General features: G+C 43.5%; 15 protein-coding genes and 2 tRNA genes. 16 read left to right on the top strand and 1 reads right to left on the bottom strand.

Annotated elements, in window-relative coordinates:
* The first annotated feature begins 59 nt into the window (after positions 1-59).
* Positions 60-449: a RuvX/YqgF family protein gene (locus PHE24_03890; GenBank protein ID MDD4902254.1), complete on the top strand. Its 390-nt coding sequence runs from the start codon at positions 60-62 to the stop codon at positions 447-449.
* Positions 450-522: 73 nt separating this feature from the next.
* Positions 523-1,050, top strand: coding sequence for a DNA repair protein RecO (gene recO / locus PHE24_03885; GenBank protein ID MDD4902253.1), 528 nt, complete (start codon positions 523-525; stop codon positions 1,048-1,050).
* Positions 1,051-1,068: 18 nt separating this feature from the next.
* Here recO and PHE24_03880 read toward each other — a convergent pair whose 3' ends face one another.
* Positions 1,069-1,635 carry an adenylate kinase gene (locus PHE24_03880; protein ID MDD4902252.1) on the bottom strand — a complete coding sequence of 189 codons (567 nt, stop codon included), beginning with the start codon at positions 1,633-1,635 and terminating at the stop codon, positions 1,069-1,071.
* 675 nt (positions 1,636-2,310) lie between these two features.
* Here PHE24_03880 and aspS point away from each other — a divergent pair.
* From aspS to PHE24_03810, 14 genes are all read left to right on the top strand, one after another.
* Positions 2,311-4,092, top strand: coding sequence for an aspartate--tRNA ligase (gene aspS / locus PHE24_03875; GenBank protein ID MDD4902251.1), 1,782 nt, complete (start codon positions 2,311-2,313; stop codon positions 4,090-4,092).
* Between the two features lie 451 nt (positions 4,093-4,543).
* Positions 4,544-5,500 (top strand): DUF5671 domain-containing protein, encoded by a 957-nt coding sequence (locus tag PHE24_03870; GenBank protein MDD4902250.1) that lies wholly within the window; start codon positions 4,544-4,546, stop codon positions 5,498-5,500.
* Positions 5,501-5,711: 211 nt separating this feature from the next.
* A complete protein-coding gene (locus PHE24_03865) occupies positions 5,712-6,374 on the top strand; it encodes a YbaK/EbsC family protein (GenBank protein ID MDD4902249.1) in 663 nt (220 codons plus the stop codon).
* A gap of 392 nt (positions 6,375-6,766) precedes the next feature.
* Entirely contained in the window at positions 6,767-7,483 is a 717-nt protein-coding gene (locus PHE24_03860) for a segregation/condensation protein A (protein MDD4902248.1), read from the top strand.
* Positions 7,484-7,593: 110 nt separating this feature from the next.
* Positions 7,594-8,301 (top strand): SMC-Scp complex subunit ScpB, encoded by a 708-nt coding sequence (scpB, locus tag PHE24_03855; GenBank protein MDD4902247.1) that lies wholly within the window; start codon positions 7,594-7,596, stop codon positions 8,299-8,301.
* Between the two features lie 18 nt (positions 8,302-8,319).
* Positions 8,320-8,718 (top strand): hypothetical protein, encoded by a 399-nt coding sequence (locus tag PHE24_03850; GenBank protein MDD4902246.1) that lies wholly within the window; start codon positions 8,320-8,322, stop codon positions 8,716-8,718.
* Positions 8,715-9,710 carry a serine hydrolase gene (locus PHE24_03845; protein MDD4902245.1) on the top strand — a complete coding sequence of 332 codons (996 nt, stop codon included), beginning with the start codon at positions 8,715-8,717 and terminating at the stop codon, positions 9,708-9,710. The genes PHE24_03850 and PHE24_03845 overlap by 4 nt, the downstream gene beginning before the upstream one ends.
* A 129-nt stretch (positions 9,711-9,839) precedes the next feature.
* Positions 9,840-10,622 (top strand): triose-phosphate isomerase, encoded by a 783-nt coding sequence (gene tpiA / locus PHE24_03840; protein ID MDD4902244.1) that lies wholly within the window; start codon positions 9,840-9,842, stop codon positions 10,620-10,622.
* A gap of 107 nt (positions 10,623-10,729) precedes the next feature.
* The gene (locus PHE24_03835; GenBank protein MDD4902243.1) at positions 10,730-11,533 is read left to right on the top strand and encodes a hypothetical protein; all 804 of its coding nucleotides are present in this window, start codon (positions 10,730-10,732) and stop codon (positions 11,531-11,533) included.
* A 72-nt stretch (positions 11,534-11,605) separates the two neighbouring features.
* The gene (locus PHE24_03830) at positions 11,606-12,145 is read left to right on the top strand and encodes a hypothetical protein (GenBank protein ID MDD4902242.1); all 540 of its coding nucleotides are present in this window, start codon (positions 11,606-11,608) and stop codon (positions 12,143-12,145) included.
* A gap of 123 nt (positions 12,146-12,268) precedes the next feature.
* A tRNA-Thr gene (locus PHE24_03825) sits at positions 12,269-12,341 on the top strand.
* A 54-nt stretch (positions 12,342-12,395) separates the two neighbouring features.
* On the top strand, positions 12,396-12,746 hold the full coding sequence (locus tag PHE24_03820; protein MDD4902241.1) for a four helix bundle protein: 351 nt from the start codon (positions 12,396-12,398) through the stop codon (positions 12,744-12,746).
* A 41-nt stretch (positions 12,747-12,787) separates the two neighbouring features.
* Positions 12,788-12,871 (top strand) — tRNA-Tyr (locus PHE24_03815).
* 903 nt (positions 12,872-13,774) lie between these two features.
* Positions 13,775-14,956 (top strand): 3-deoxy-7-phosphoheptulonate synthase, encoded by a 1,182-nt coding sequence (locus PHE24_03810; GenBank protein ID MDD4902240.1) that lies wholly within the window; start codon positions 13,775-13,777, stop codon positions 14,954-14,956.
* Positions 14,957-14,969: the final 13 nt, after the last annotated feature.

Below are 14,969 nucleotides of genomic sequence, written 5' to 3'. Positions count from 1 at the left end.
GTTTGTGTTTCCTACTTAATAGATCCTTCGCGCGGCGCTCAGGATGACAAGCGTGTTTTATGAGCTTAGAGTTAAAAATTTACCTCGGGGTGGACTGGGGCGCGAAGCGCGTCGGTTTGGCGCTGGGCGACAGCGAAACCAGAATGGCTACGCCTTTTAAGACGGTTAGCGGCGTGCATGACTTGGTGGAAACGGCGGTTGAAGAAAACGCCGATGTTTTAGTGATCGGCCAGCCGATCAAAATGCGCGGCCTTAAAGACGGAATAGCACCGGAGTATTTGGAATTTATTGAAGAGATAAAAGATAAATTGCCGGAGAAAGAAATCGTTTTGGTCGATGAGCGCTTGTCGAGCAAAGCCGCGGATGCCCTGCCGGGAGGGGATCTTAAAGCATCGCGCGATGAGGTGGCGGCAATGTTATTATTGCAAGAATACTTAGATAGAGCATAAAACATAGAGCAAAGAGCAAGGATTGGCAAGTTTTTGCTCTTTGTTCGATGTTCTTTGTTCTAATCTTGATTTTATGCACGAAGCAACATTTAATACAAAAGTTATTATACTCAACCGTCAGGATTTCCGGGAAAACGATTCCCGGATTGTTTGTTATAGCGAGGACCGGGGAAAATTGGAATTGGTCGCCCGCGGCGCCAAAAAATTAAAATCAAAACTTTCCGGCCACATCGAACCGCTCACCTTGTCGCGTCTAATGGTTGTAACCGGTAAAGACCTTAATTATGTCGGCACGGCCACCGGGGAAAATTTTTATCCCAATATCAAGGAAAATTTAGAAAAAGTATCTCTTGCCAATCAGACCCTGGCGCTAGTTGAGAAAATGACCCGCGAAGGGGAGATTGACGGTCACGAAGAAATCTTCAATCTGCTCAAAGATTTTTTAGATGGCTTGGAAAAAAAATCCCCTCTTGAGAGGGGTGCCGAGCCCGGCGAGGCGGGGTGTGTTAAAGTCGTCAATCAATTTGAAATTTTTTCTAATAAGTTTGCTGCCATTCTCGGGTTCTCTTTAGAAGAATTTGAAGAGTTAAGGAGAAAATAAAAGGAGATCTAATATTTATTACTCTAAATGCGCGCAAATTTCGAGGAACACCTCCTCGATATTTTTTTCGCCGTCGATTTCGACTAATTCCCCTCGTTTTTGATAGTAATCGATTAGCCCGGTTGATTGCTCCTGAAAGACGCCAAAGCGGTTATTCACGGCTTCCAAGTCTTTATCATCCACTCGGCCGGTAAGGGCGGTACGTTTGTTTATCCGGTTTATGGCTTCCTCGCGGCTTATTTTCAGATAGAAAAATTTTTCAATTTTTTTTCCCGCTTGAGACAAAATTTTATCAAGCATTTCCGCCTGACTTATCATGCGCGGAAAACCATCGAAAACAATGCCGGTTTTTTTGGCTTGCTCGCCGCAGTTTTGAATTATTTGGATCATTAAATCGTCGGGAATTAAAACGCCGGAGTCGTGCATGATTTTGATTTTTTTGCCCAGCTCGGTGCCAGCCTGAATTTCGGCGCGAATCCTGTCGCCCATGCCGAATTGGTATAGCCCGTATTTTTTAGCCAATTTTTCCGCCTGCGTTGTCTTGCCGCAGGCCGGCAAGCCGTAAAGCGAAATGATTTTTTTCATAGATTGTGGAGCTTATCTATAAAACAAGCTTTTATGATACCATTAAATCTCAGTAAATTCAATAATGCTATTTTTGTTAAATAAACATATGGCTATAAGTTATCGGCCAACACATTGACAAAATGTCGGCATTTTTGTTATTATATTAAATAACAAAGCAATGAGGCCGCTAACACGGCCGAGCGGGGGAAGAAACGTTATTTTGACGGAGTAGAACCCTCCGGGAGTTCCCGTTATCGAACCAATAGCGCGTTTGAGCGTTATAAGACAAAAGCGAGGTGGCACCGCGTAGGAGGAACTGCCGCTGAATGCCGTTTTCGGTCTAAATCTTTATCTTTCGGCAAATTTTTTAAAAAATTTTTCAGCTGATGAACCACATCACCTTCAAAATTTTTTTCAAAATTTGCTCGAAATCTAAAAATTTATACTCGAAAGAGCATCCAGCGGCAGTTCCTTAAAACGCCCTTGCAAGATCGACACGATTTTTGTGTTTATCTGGCAAGGGCGGTTTTTAATTTACACTGACTATTAAAATTTTTTCGGCGCGATATTACACTAAAGATAAATATTTAAATTTAATTAGGAAATTAGTCAATTAGTCACTTAGTTGAAGAGCAAACCAGCGGCAATCTATTTTTCAACTAAGTGACTAATTGACTAATTAACTATTTTACTATGCTGCGAACTCATACCTGCGGACAATTAAGAAAAGAACAAATCGGCCAGGCCGTCGAGCTTTCCGGCTGGGTTTATCGCCGTAGAGACCACGGCGGAGTGATTTTTATCGATTTGCGCGACCGCTATGGCGTGACGCAGATCAAATTTGATTTGGATCATGGCACTAGCGCCGAGGTAATGAAAAACGCTGATCAATTAAGAAGCGAGTGGGTGATCAATATTAAAGGCAAAGTAGCCGCGAGGCCGGCCGAGATGATTAATACCAAGTTGGCCACCGGCGAAATTGAAATTGAAGTTGCCGAGTTGAAAATTTTAAGCAAGTCCAAAGCTTTGCCTTTCGAGCTTGAGGAAGAAAAAGAAAGCCAGGCCAACGAACAGATCCGTTTGAAATATCGTTTTCTTGATCTGCGCCGGGAAAAATTGCAGAACATCATGAAAAAGCGCGATGAGGTCATTACCGCGATCCGCGAATATTTTCATAAAAATGATTTTATCGAAGTGCAGACGCCGATTTTGGCCAATTCTTCGCCCGAAGGCGCGCGTGATTATCTTGTCCCGTCCCGCGTTTATCCGGGAAAGTTTTTCGCCCTGCCCCAGGCGCCCCAGCAATTCAAGCAATTATTGATGGTAGCAGGGCTAGACCGCTATTTTCAGATCGCGCCTTGTTTTCGCGACGAAGATCCCCGTAACGACCGCCATCCGGGGGATTTTTATCAGATTGATATGGAAATGAGTTTTGTCAATCAGGAAGACGTTTGGGCGATGATCGAGCCGTTGATGATCGAACTGACTAAAAAATTCACTGATAAAAAGATCAAGTGGGATAAATTCCCCCAGATCGCTTATCAGGAAGCGCTGACCAAATATGGTTCGGACAAGCCAGATCTGCGTTTTGATCTGCCGATCAAGCCGGTAACTGAAATGGTCAAGGATTGCGGTTTTTCGGTTTTTGCCAACGCCATTAAAGATGGCGGCGTGGTGCATGCTTTGAAAGTTGATGGCGGCAATCAATTTACCCGCAGTATTATCGATGATCTGACCGAATTGGCCAAAACTAAAAAAGCCAAAGGGTTGGCCTACATTCAGATGAAGCCAGAAGGTCCCAATTCGCCCATCATTAAGTTTTTGGGTGATGAGTTGACTAAGCGGTTGATCGAGGAACTTGGCGCTAAAACAGGCGATATTATCTTTTTTGGTGCTGATAATTTCCGCACGGTTTGCTCGAGTTTAGGCGCGGTCAGAAGCCAATGCGGAACTTTGCTTGGCTTGAAAAATCCCCAAGAGGTCGCCTTCGCCTGGGTGGTTGACTTCCCGATGTATGAATATTCGGAAATCGAAGAGGGGAGAATTGATTTTAGTCATAATCCTTTTTCCATGCCCCAAGGCGGTTTGGAAGCTTTGAATACCAAAAATCCGCTGGAAATTCTGGCTTATCAATACGATTTAGTGGCTAATGGTTACGAAATTACTTCTGGTGCGGTTCGTAATCACGAACCGGAAATTATGTATCGCGCTTTTGAAATCGCCGGTTATAAGCGAGCGGAAGTTGATGCCAAATTCGGCGCCATGCTTCGGGCGTTTGAATATGGCGCTCCGCCGCACGCTGGCGCCGCTCCTGGCCTTGACCGCTTGCTGATGATTTTCTTCGATTTGGACTCAATTCGTGACATCTACGCCTTCCCCAAGGACGGCGCCGGCCGCGACGTGATGATGGACTCGCCCTCAGAAGTCAACCCGAAACAGCTTAAAGAGCTTCATATAAAGATAGACGAGAAATAAAAAAGTCCCCTCTTGTCCGCCCCGCAAAGCGATAGCGATGCGTGGGGGAGGGGTGCCGAGTTCGGCGACGGGGTTGGTCTATTCCCGGCATTGTTTTGTTGTTACATTGTTGCGCAACGTTTTTTCCTTTTGTCATCCTGAACGGAGCGTAGCGGAGTGAAGGATCTATTGTCCGAGAAGCACGCGGTTCTTCGTCAAAAATTTTTATTGAAGCAAGTCTGCGTTTCTGCAAAATAGATCCTTCGCCAGGGGCTCAGGATGACAAAAAATACGCTGCGCGTCTTATCCGAAATTTTCCAATGGCGCAGTATCGGTTTTTAGTAAATTTTAAAAATGATGAAAACAGAGGCGAAATCAGCCTCTTTTTGCTTTATCTGGCAATAAATAGTATAATTTAAGCTAGAAAATAAGACATTTATAATTTATCATTTATAATTAATAATTGATTTTTATGGACCAATCCACCGCGGCTGCCGCGCCGGTCAAAAGCAATGCGGCCAAATTCGTGTTCTTTTATCTCATTCATCTGGTTTCGTTGGGGTTTATGACGGTTTCTTTCGGCATAATCTTGTTTCAGATCATCAACAAGAACATCGCTGATGTGATCGTCGCTTATTCGGGAAGCTATGATGAAAATGCTTTGAAATTCGCGATCTCGGCTTTGCTGGTCTCTACCCCGATTTTTTATGGGATCAGCTGGCTGATTCAACGAAGTTTATTTAAAGGAGAATTGAAAAAAGATTCGGGCATCCGCCGCTGGCTGACTTATTTGATACTTTTTGTTTCTTTCTGCATCTTTATCGGCTGGCTGATCGCTTTTGTCAATAATTTTTTAAATGGCGAAGTGACGATGAAATTTATTTTGAAAACAATTTCTGTCCTGGTAATTGCTGCGGCAGTGTTCGGATTCTATCTTTATGATATCCGGCGCGCGGTTGTGGAAAACGTTAAGGATAAAACCTTAAAAATATTTTTTATCGCCACACTGGCCGTAACCGTGATAGTTTTCGTCGCTTCATTCTTTGTCGCCGCCACGCCGGGCGAAGCGCGGAACAGAAGATTAGACGAGCAGGTGATCAATAATTTTTACACGATCGATTCTTGCGCTGATCAATATTATCGGGAAAAGACAAAACTTCCGCCCAACTTTGCCGCGATGCAAGCTGATTGCGCTTATTTGACCGCCGATCTATTAAAAGACAGCCAGACCGGCCAGGCCTTTGTTTATAATGTTACGGGTACGACCACCTATGAAATTTGCGCTAATTTTAGGACTTCTAACATTGGTAGAGATAAAAATCTCGGCATGACTTATCCAGCCAGCGTTGGCGCGAATTCATCCGCGCATGATGCCGGTTATCAGTGTTTGAAGCGGCAAATATTTATTACGCCGGTAAAGGGAAATTAGAAAATTGGAAAATTTGAAAATTGGAATTTAAAAAATCTTCCGCCTTGAGCGGAAGATTTTTTGATCAATCAATTATTTTAATTTCAAATTTTCCAATTTCCGCGAAAATTCTTTGCAAAAATTTTTTTCTGTGGTATGATGTGTAATACGACGAAAGGGGAAAAATGGAAAAATCTCTTCCCAAAAAAAATAAACGTGCTATAATGTGATTATGAGCAAGTCAGAATCCTTCTCCGCCAAAGCTACGGAGGACAAAGGAAAAAAAATGCCGACCGCGCTGATCAAGTATTTGGAAGCCGGAGGAATCAGTCCGAAAGTTTTAGAGCACAAAACAGTTTACACGGCGATCGACGTTGCCAATACTTTGAAAAGAAAAATGGATGAGATCGTCAAGTCGCTTTTGGTCAAGGCGGACAATTATTATTATATCGTTTGCCTGCCGGCTAACCAAAATTTGGATTTTGCCAAGATCAAGCAGGCGATTGAAAAAGAAGCCGGGGTTAAAGTAAAAACCGTTCAAATCCCTTCGGAAAAGGTAATGAAGGAAATCTTAAAACTTAAAGATCAAGGGGTTACAGCGTTTGGAGGGTTTCATAAATTGCCGATCTTAGCGGAAAAAAAGCTGGCCGGATTGAAAAAAGCGGTATTTTCTTCGGGAAGCTTCAATCATTCGATAGAATTGAGTGTTAAGGATTTTCTCCGCCTGGAAAACGCGGTTTTAGCCAGTTTCGGCATTAATAAAAAAGTGAAGTTAACTAATACACGCCCATCTTCACCAATTAAGATGAAGCCTGGCGCGAATAAAAAAATGGCCAAGAAAAAAAAGGCTGCCAAGAAGTCCAAGAAAAAGGCTTCGAAGAAAAAGAAGAAATAATATAGGCAGTATATTATCGCGGGCGGAATTCGCCCGGACGAGGAGGATCCGCTTTTGCCCGCAAGGGTCAAAGCGGATTTTCGTTAGCGGGCGTTATTTTTTTGCCCGATTTGGGTACATAATGCGAATACTACGAATTATACGCGAATACTACGAACAAAATTCGACACGAACGTATTGTATTTAGTTTTAAAAAGCGAGACAATTCGGTGGATAAATGGGCTTTCGGGGATAGGTTTTTTCTGATAAAATACTAACATGATGCGAATACTGCGAATTCTTCGCGAATACTACAAATAGGCAGAACGAATTATCGTCAGAAATTCGTTAAATAGTTCGTGGTATTCGCGTATAATTCGTGGTATTCGCATTATATAACCAAGTTTTTCGAAATGATAAACGTAAAACTGGAAAAATTTGAAGGTCCGCTTTCCTTATTATTAAAGATAATTGAGGCGGAAAAGATGGATATTGCCGAAATATCGCTGGCTAAGATCGCCGATCAATACGTGGAATTCATCAGGACAACCAGCGAGATTGATCCGGATTCCATGGCGGATTTTTTAGTGGTGGCCGCCAAATTGCTCTATCTCAAATCCCGCGCCCTTTTGCCTTATCTTTTTCCGGCCGAGGAAGTTGACGAGGACGATCTGGAACGCCAGTTGAAGATGTATCGCGAATTTCTGGAAGCGATGAAAAAAATAGAAAGCCGATTGAAAGAAAAGCGTTTTATGTTCGCCCCCGCCGAGCGAAAATTATGGAAAATGATCGGCGCCGAAGATAAATTTTTCGCCCCGCCCAAGAAATTGGCCAAAGAACAATTAGCCGCGGCTTTCAGGGAATTTCTGGTCAATAAAAAAATAGTTAAATTAGAAGAAGAGACCATTCAAGTCAAGGTTAATATCGAAGAAAAGATTCAGGGAATCTGTGATGCGCTTTTAGCCAGAATAAATTTAAGTTTCCGGGATTTTTTGGCCAAAGCCGAGTCGAAAACCGAGGTGATCGTCAGTTTCTTGGCCGTTTTGGAATTGATGAAGCAAAAAACTATTTCCGTAGAACAAGAGGAGCTGTTTGCGGAAATATTAATTAGCCGTAAAGAAATAAATTGAATTGTTTCATTGCTACATTGTTGCGCTACGAAGGAAATTATTGCGTTGCGTAACAATGTAACAATTTAACAATTTGGCAATTGGGTTAATATTTTGAAGCGCATAATTTTATGAACAATCTAGAATCTAAAATTGAGTCATTATTATTTGTTTCCGGGCGGCCGATGTCGGCTAGAGAATTGGCGGATCTGATCAAAGGCGAGGTTAAGGAAGTTGAAACGGCAGGGGAAAAATTAATTGTGGAGTATAAGGAAAAAAATGCCGGCACCCAGATCATCAAGAACGGTTCCAGCTTCCAAATGGTAACTTCGCCGGAAAACGCCGCGCTGATCCAAGAATTTGTCAAAGATGAAACAACCGGGGAATTAACCAGGCCCAGCTTGGAAACTTTGACGATCATCGCTTATCGCGGGCCGGTTTCCAAGACTGATCTGGACCGGATTCGTGGTATTAATTGTTCGCTAATATTACGTAATTTATTGATCAGAGGTTTGGTTGATGTCAAGGAGGATAGAAAAAAAGACGAAAGTTATTACACGGTGACATTTGATTTTTTGCGCTTCCTGGGCTTAAATGATGTCAAGGAATTGCCTGACTATGACAAATTAAGCAAAGATGATACTATTGATAGGATTCTCGAAGACAATCCGCTGGCCGAAAAGTTTGGCGCCAACCAGCCGGCGCTTGATTTGTCCAGTGATTCTTCGGCCGCGCCGGAGGAAAATGTCGCCGAGGAGGAAGAAGAATTTGAGGATGAAGATGATGAGGACGATGAGGATGACGAAGAAAGTGGCGAGGAAAACAACAAAGCTGCGTAAATAATTAATCTAAAATTTATGCCTATTGAGCATGAGGCCGAAAGCGCCGTTGCCGAACATGAGTCAGCGGATGATTTGGAATCGATTTGGGGAAACGACTATGAGGAATGGAAAAACTGGAAAACCGCGCCTAAGCATATGAGCGATGAGCAGTTTAATATATTGCAAATCGCCGAGATGACTGGCGAACGAACTAAAAAAGCCTATGAAAGATTTTATGGCACAATGACGCCGCCGCCAACCGACTTGATGTTGGTGAATTTTTTCCTCAACAAAGCCGGCTCAGTCTTTTTTCGGCGGCGAAATAATCAATATTTGGAAAAAGCCGATCCTGTTAAAATTGGAGAATATTATAGAGACGAACTTTGGAAAGATGAAATTAAAAAAATTAAACCCATAACCTTAACTCGATTATGACAATTCCGGCCGCCATCGGTTTTATCGTGACTTCATTGTTAGCCAATATCTTTCCCGCCATCGGCGATAACCGCCTGGCGGGTGTTTCAGATTTTCCCCGCTTTGGCGCTGTTTTGGGCGCGATGGAGCAAATATCGTCTCTCCCCGAACAGACTTATGTTTCTTTTTTTCCGGAGAATAATTTGCCGCCGAATCAGGTTAAAATTATTACACCCAAGAAGGTTGTTGATAGCATTGACCTCGAAATTAACGCTTCTTCCAGCATTGCTATTGACCGAGACAGTAATACGGTTTTATGGGATGACCAGTCGAGCGTCATTAGGCCGATCGCCAGCATTACTAAATTAATGACTGCTTTAGTTTTTTTGGAGACTAATCCGGATTGGGAGAAAATTTATGAATTACAGAAAGAAGATGTGCGCGTTGGCGGCAGAAGCTATATTTACCCCGGCGACCAGGTCAAGGTCAAAGATCTTTTTTATTTGACTTTAGTCGGTTCGGATAATACGGCGGCCGTAGCCATGGTCAAGTCGGCCGGTTTTAGCGAACCGGAATTCGTGGACAAAATGAACCGGCAGGCGCATGATTTTGGCCTGACTAACACTAAATTTGAAGATATTTCCGGCTTGAGCAATGGCAATGTTTCCACGGCTAAGGAAGTTTTGATTTTGGCCAAGAGATGTTTGGCTAAACAGATGATCCGCGATACCACTATCGAAGCTACTTACGAATTTTCCACCGCGGGCGGGCGAGACGTCAAAGTGCAATCAACCGACGCGCTGCTTTCGGTTTTTCCGATTGATGGCATCAATATCATCGGCGGCAAGACCGGCCATACTGAAGACGCCGGTTATTGTTTTGTGGGAGAATTCGCCGATCAAGCCGGCCATAAAATAATTTCCGTGGTGATGGGGACTAATTCCGATGAAGATCGTTTCGCGGAAACTAAAAAATTGGTGAAATGGGCGTATGATAATTATAGTTGGCAATAAATGATCATTAGACTTTAGGATAATTTTATTATATAATATCAAAGAGGCTTAACCAGAAATTTGAAATTTGAAATTGGAAATTTGACGCCTTGGCAATTTCTAATTTCTAATTTCTAATTTCATTTATTTATGTCTAAACAGGAAAAAAAGGCCGGTAAAATAATTATTGGCAACTGGAAAATGAAAAAGGGCTTGGCGGAGAGCGTGGCGCTGGCCAAAGAAATGGTGGAAAAATTTCAAGATTTCAAGGAGGATGGTAAAGAAGTAGTGGTCTGCCCGACTTTAGTAGCCTTGACCGAAGTGGACAAAGTGATCAAGAAAAGCAATTTGAAATTGGGCGCGCAAAACGTTTTTTGGGAAGATCGCGGCTCCTATACCGGCGAGGTTTCGCCGCAGATGCTGATCGAGACCGGCTGCCAATACGTGGTCATCGGCCATTCGGAGCGGAGAAAATATCTCTTGGAAAATTACGCGATGATCCACCAGAAGGTCCGCGAGGTTTTGAATACCGAAAAGCTGGTGCCGGTGGTTTGCATCGGCGAAGAAAACGAAGACCGCAAAACCGACCGGCGCGATTTCGTGCTCTTGAATCAATTGCAGCAGGCTTTGGGCGGGATCGATATTTCGGCCAGCCAGCGGATCATTGTCGCTTATGAACCGGTTTGGGCGATCGGTTCAGGCACGGCCATTGAGCCTTCCGAGGCCACCTATGCCCACAAGATCATCCGTTTGGCCCTGGATGATATGTTCGGGATGCAGGCGGTGGAAAAAGGTTTCCAGATCGTCTATGGCGGCAGTGTTACCGGCAAGAATGTCAAATCATTCAGTAATTTGGAAAATATGGACGGACTTTTGGTGGGCGGCGCCAGTTTGGATGCGGAAGAATTTTACAAGATTTGCCGGGGGATTTAGGTTGAAAATTGTTATCCAGTAATTTAATAGATGGAATTTTTACCTGCAGAGCAAAGAACAAAGAGCAAAGAACAAATTTTAAATGCCTGTTCCATGCTCTATGTTCCATGCTCTATGATTTCATGTATAATATCATCCCTCTAATTCTAATTTGCCTCAGTCTCTTCATTATTATTGTCGTCATCGTGCGGAAATTTCCGGCCCTGGCCAATATTGACGTGGAAAATATGCCGGCGGAAAAGGAAGCGCGTTTCAAAGAGCAGATTATTACCGGCCGGATGCAAAAAAGCATGGCCAAATGGAAGGTTCGTCTGGGTAAGTTTTTTAGCTTTCTCGGCGGCGGGATCGGCGCGCTATTCAAATTCATCCAGCGTAAATTGCAGGAGGCCAAAAAGAATTACAGCCGTCCGTCCGCTCTTCCTCCCGAAGACAAACAGACGATGATCGATGGGCTGCTCGCCAAAAATTCCGCTCTGGATGACCGGGAAAATTTTGCCGATAAAGAGGCTAATTTGATCAAGATAATCGAATTGGAACCCAGGTCCGCGGAAGCTTTCATCGTCTTGGGCAATCTTTACGCGGCCAATAAAAAATACGAAGAAGGGAAACAGGCTTTTGTCCATGTTTTGAAACTTTTGGGCAACGAAGAGTCGGACCAGCAAGCGGAAATTTATTATGACCTGGCGGCCATTTATCGCGATACGGGCGAAGCAGCGAGTTCCTTGGAGACCATCAAAATGGCGGCCAAATTAGCGCCGAACAACCCGCGTTATCTTGACTCGCTTTTGGAAATAAGTATAATGAATAGAGATAAAATCGCCGCTCTGGACGCCTTTGATAAATTAACCGCAGTTAATCCGGAAAACGGCAAATTAGCGGAATTTAAGGGACAAATCGATCAACTGGAGTGATTAATGACATCAATTAAATAACTTTCGCTAAATCAGGATTAATTCCCGTTTGGCAGAAAAGTTAATAAATTTATGGAAAAAGAACCTAACATGTTAGGTGAAGATTTGGATAAAACCAGAAGAGAGGCGGCGGCGGAATTAATCAAAGGCGGAGCTGATTATGCCATTACAGGCGTTACTCCTGAACAGGCGGAAAATTTAGAAAAAGAACACGAAGGCGAATGGGTCCCTAATGTCGCGGCCTGGATAAGACTGCACAAAGAGATTGCCTGCCCCAAAGATACCCTTAATAAAGGAGAATCTAAAAGCCTAGAGAATGCTAAAGGGCATTTTTGGGAAAACAATAATAAGTTTTATTTTTTCGACAGTGATGGTAATATAGCTTCTTTTAAGCCGGATTTTAGTAAGATCGGCACTCTGCAAAAAAACCCTAATATTACTAATGAATTAAAAATGTTACAACTTGCGGCTAATGAAATGGAGAAATACGGATTTAGCCATATCGCAAGTCAAAGCGGATGGGTTACAACCGCTGAAATAGCAATAAAAAGATATCAGGATACAGTTGAAAGAAATGAGAAAGACAGAGTGAAGGGAGAGTTCGATTTCTAACCTTTTTGTTAATGAGGACGTATAGTAAAAATCAATAGATTTTTGGCCGCTTTTCGGCGGCATTTTTAGTAAGAGGCTTGGAAAAAAACGAAAATAGAAAATCGTACTTCGAAAATTGAGAAGGCCGTTGTAGCTCAGCTGGTAGAGCACCTCCATGGTAAGGAGGGGGTCTCGGGTCCGATTCCCGACAACGGCTCAGGTAATGACAGTTAACCTTTAACAGTTAACAATTAACTCATTAAGGAGGGTTATGAGAACTTATCGATTTTTTGATTTTTCTGTCTATAAAGATGCTGTAAAATTTTATATTTCTCTATTGAGCATCCTTGATCGATTGAGCGATTCTGTTATTAAGGATCAGGCAAGGAGAGCCGGTCTCTCAATTATTTTAAATATTGCCGAAGGATCCGCGGTAAAGTCAGATAAGGAATTCGCGAGATATTTGGAAAAATCATTGGGTTCGGCGAATGAAGTGGCTGCTTGTCTTGATGCGATGTTTAAAACAAATTTGATAAACAGTGAAATTTTTCAAATAATGATAAACAGATGCGAATCAATATCAAGACAACTTGGAGGTTTTAAAAAATCATTGCTATCTTAATTAGTTAATTGTAAAATGTTAATAGTTAATTGTTAATACCTGGGTCGGTACCAAAGCGGTCAACTGGGGCAGACTGTAAATCTGCTGGCTTTACGCCTTCGAAGGTCCGAATCCTTCCCGGCCCACCTTCGCCTCGCCGTAGCTCGGCTTCGGTGGGCAATGCCCACCAAGACGAGCGAAGGCGGGAAAAATAAAATAGCCCTTTCGGGCTTTTTTGTTTTGTCCGGGAAGGATTCGAACCCGCCCGAGGCGGGCAAGCGCGAGGGGTTTGGGGAGGGTAATTCCTTAATATAAATGGTACAAAGCTTGGGAAATTATTAATATTTTTAGCTAATTTTAAATAATAAATATTAAAGTATCGACCATTTTAGTTTTAAGGCATTGACATTTTTTTGTATCCGTGCTACTATGATAATATCATTAAGAAGGAACGGTGGATTGCCCCTCAAATCGAGCTCTAATGAGGACCAGCAAGAAGTACCGATCTAATGATTATAAGATGGGTTGCCTGTTCGGTAACCAATGGTTGGACAGAAAACACCATCTTGTAGGAGCATCTCTTGCTCCACCCTGCCGCTGACATTGGTTGTTCTTAGGAAGGTTTCTAAAAGCGACTTCGACCCAGTTGTTCGAGAAGAATTCTGGGACGAAGAAGAAATCGTTCACCCTCCGGCATGTCTACGTGCCCTAAAGAGACCCCGGAGAAATTTATCCTGGCACACAACACAGCCCTACAATTTATCGTAGGGCTTTAAATTTGGGAAAATTATAAGGGGTAATTGACAATTTTTTAGTTATAAGATAATATAATAATATGGAAAAATTAATAATTAAAACCAGCTGGAGCTTTTACTTTACCTCGACGGCGAAGCTGGGTTTTAATTGTGTCAATCATCAGTAAGAAGTAATCAGTAAATTGATATAATAACCGGCTTTCGCCTCAAGCGAAGGCCGGTTTGTTTTTGCTCTTTGACAAAAAAATTGTTAAACTGAAGTTTACTCATTATTTTCCAACTATGGGAGGACTAATGAACAGATTCGTCTCGATTTTCAGGAGCCCGACGGACGGTTTGCGGACAAAAGAAGTGAAAATCCTGCCGTCGCCGCGAGCAATAAGGAAAAAGTATCCGCTGAATCCGGATTTGGACCGGCAAATTTTGGGGTTTCGGGAAACCATCAAGAATATCCTTGATGGCCGCGACCCGCGATTTTTGGCGATTGTCGGACCTTGCTCGGTCCATAATGAAGCAGCGGTATTGGAGTATGCCGGACGCTTGCTTAAGCTGGCTGACAGATACCAGAGCAAGATTTTCGTGGTCATCCGTCTCTGCTTTGAAAAACCGCGGACTGAAACCGGCTGGGAAGGGGCGGCTAACGACTGGACGGGCGACGGTACGTGCAATTTGGCGATGAGCATGGAAAAGAGCCGGCATCTGCTGTGGAAAATAGTAAAATTGGGCTTACCGGTCGCCGCGGAGGCGCTGGATCAGGTCAGCGAACAATATTTTTCCGACTTGCTTTCGGCCGCCTGGCTGGGAGCCAGAAACGCGGAAACGACGACATTGCGGCGCATGGCTTCGGCAATGTCAATGCCGGTAGGCATCAAGAATGCCACCAGCGGCGATATCGGTTCGGCTGTCAATGCGATAAAATACATCGCTAAAAGCGGGCGCGCCTTTCCGGGTCCGGCTTTGAACGGCCGGGTGGCGGAAATTCACGCGACCGGCAATCTTGATACGTTCCTTATCCTGCGCGGCGGCAAAAGATCCGATTATTGCGCCGGAGAAGTCGAAGCGATGGAGAAAATACTCCGCGAGGGAAACGTCGACGAGCAGATAATCAAAGCGGCAGCGAATATCTTTTCCGGCGCGATCAGGACCAATTATCATCCGGAAGAAATCGATCGGGCGATCGCGTGCTACAAGAAGGCAGGTTTGCGGGCAGCAGTAGTCGTTGACGCCAGCCATGGAAATTCCCTCAAGGAGCATAAAAGGCAGATCGATGTCTGGAAAGCAGTCGTTCAACAGCGTTGTGATGGAAATTCGGCGATTATTGGCGGGATGCTTGAATCATATTTGAAAGGGGGAGCGCAAAAACATCAAGGACAGCGTTTTTCCGAAATGGATCCGGAAATCTCCGTAACGGATTCATGCTTATCTTTCGCGGAAACCGAAGAAGTGTTGGATTGGACTTACGAAAAGATGCGGTAAATCATTGTTTAAC

Source organism: Patescibacteria group bacterium, assembly GCA_028707065.1.
Classification (GTDB): domain Bacteria; phylum Patescibacteriota; class Patescibacteriia; order Patescibacteriales; family WJLG01; genus JAQTUZ01.
Note: the sequence above shows the minus strand (reverse complement) of the source record. Positions and strands in the feature narration are given on the sequence as shown.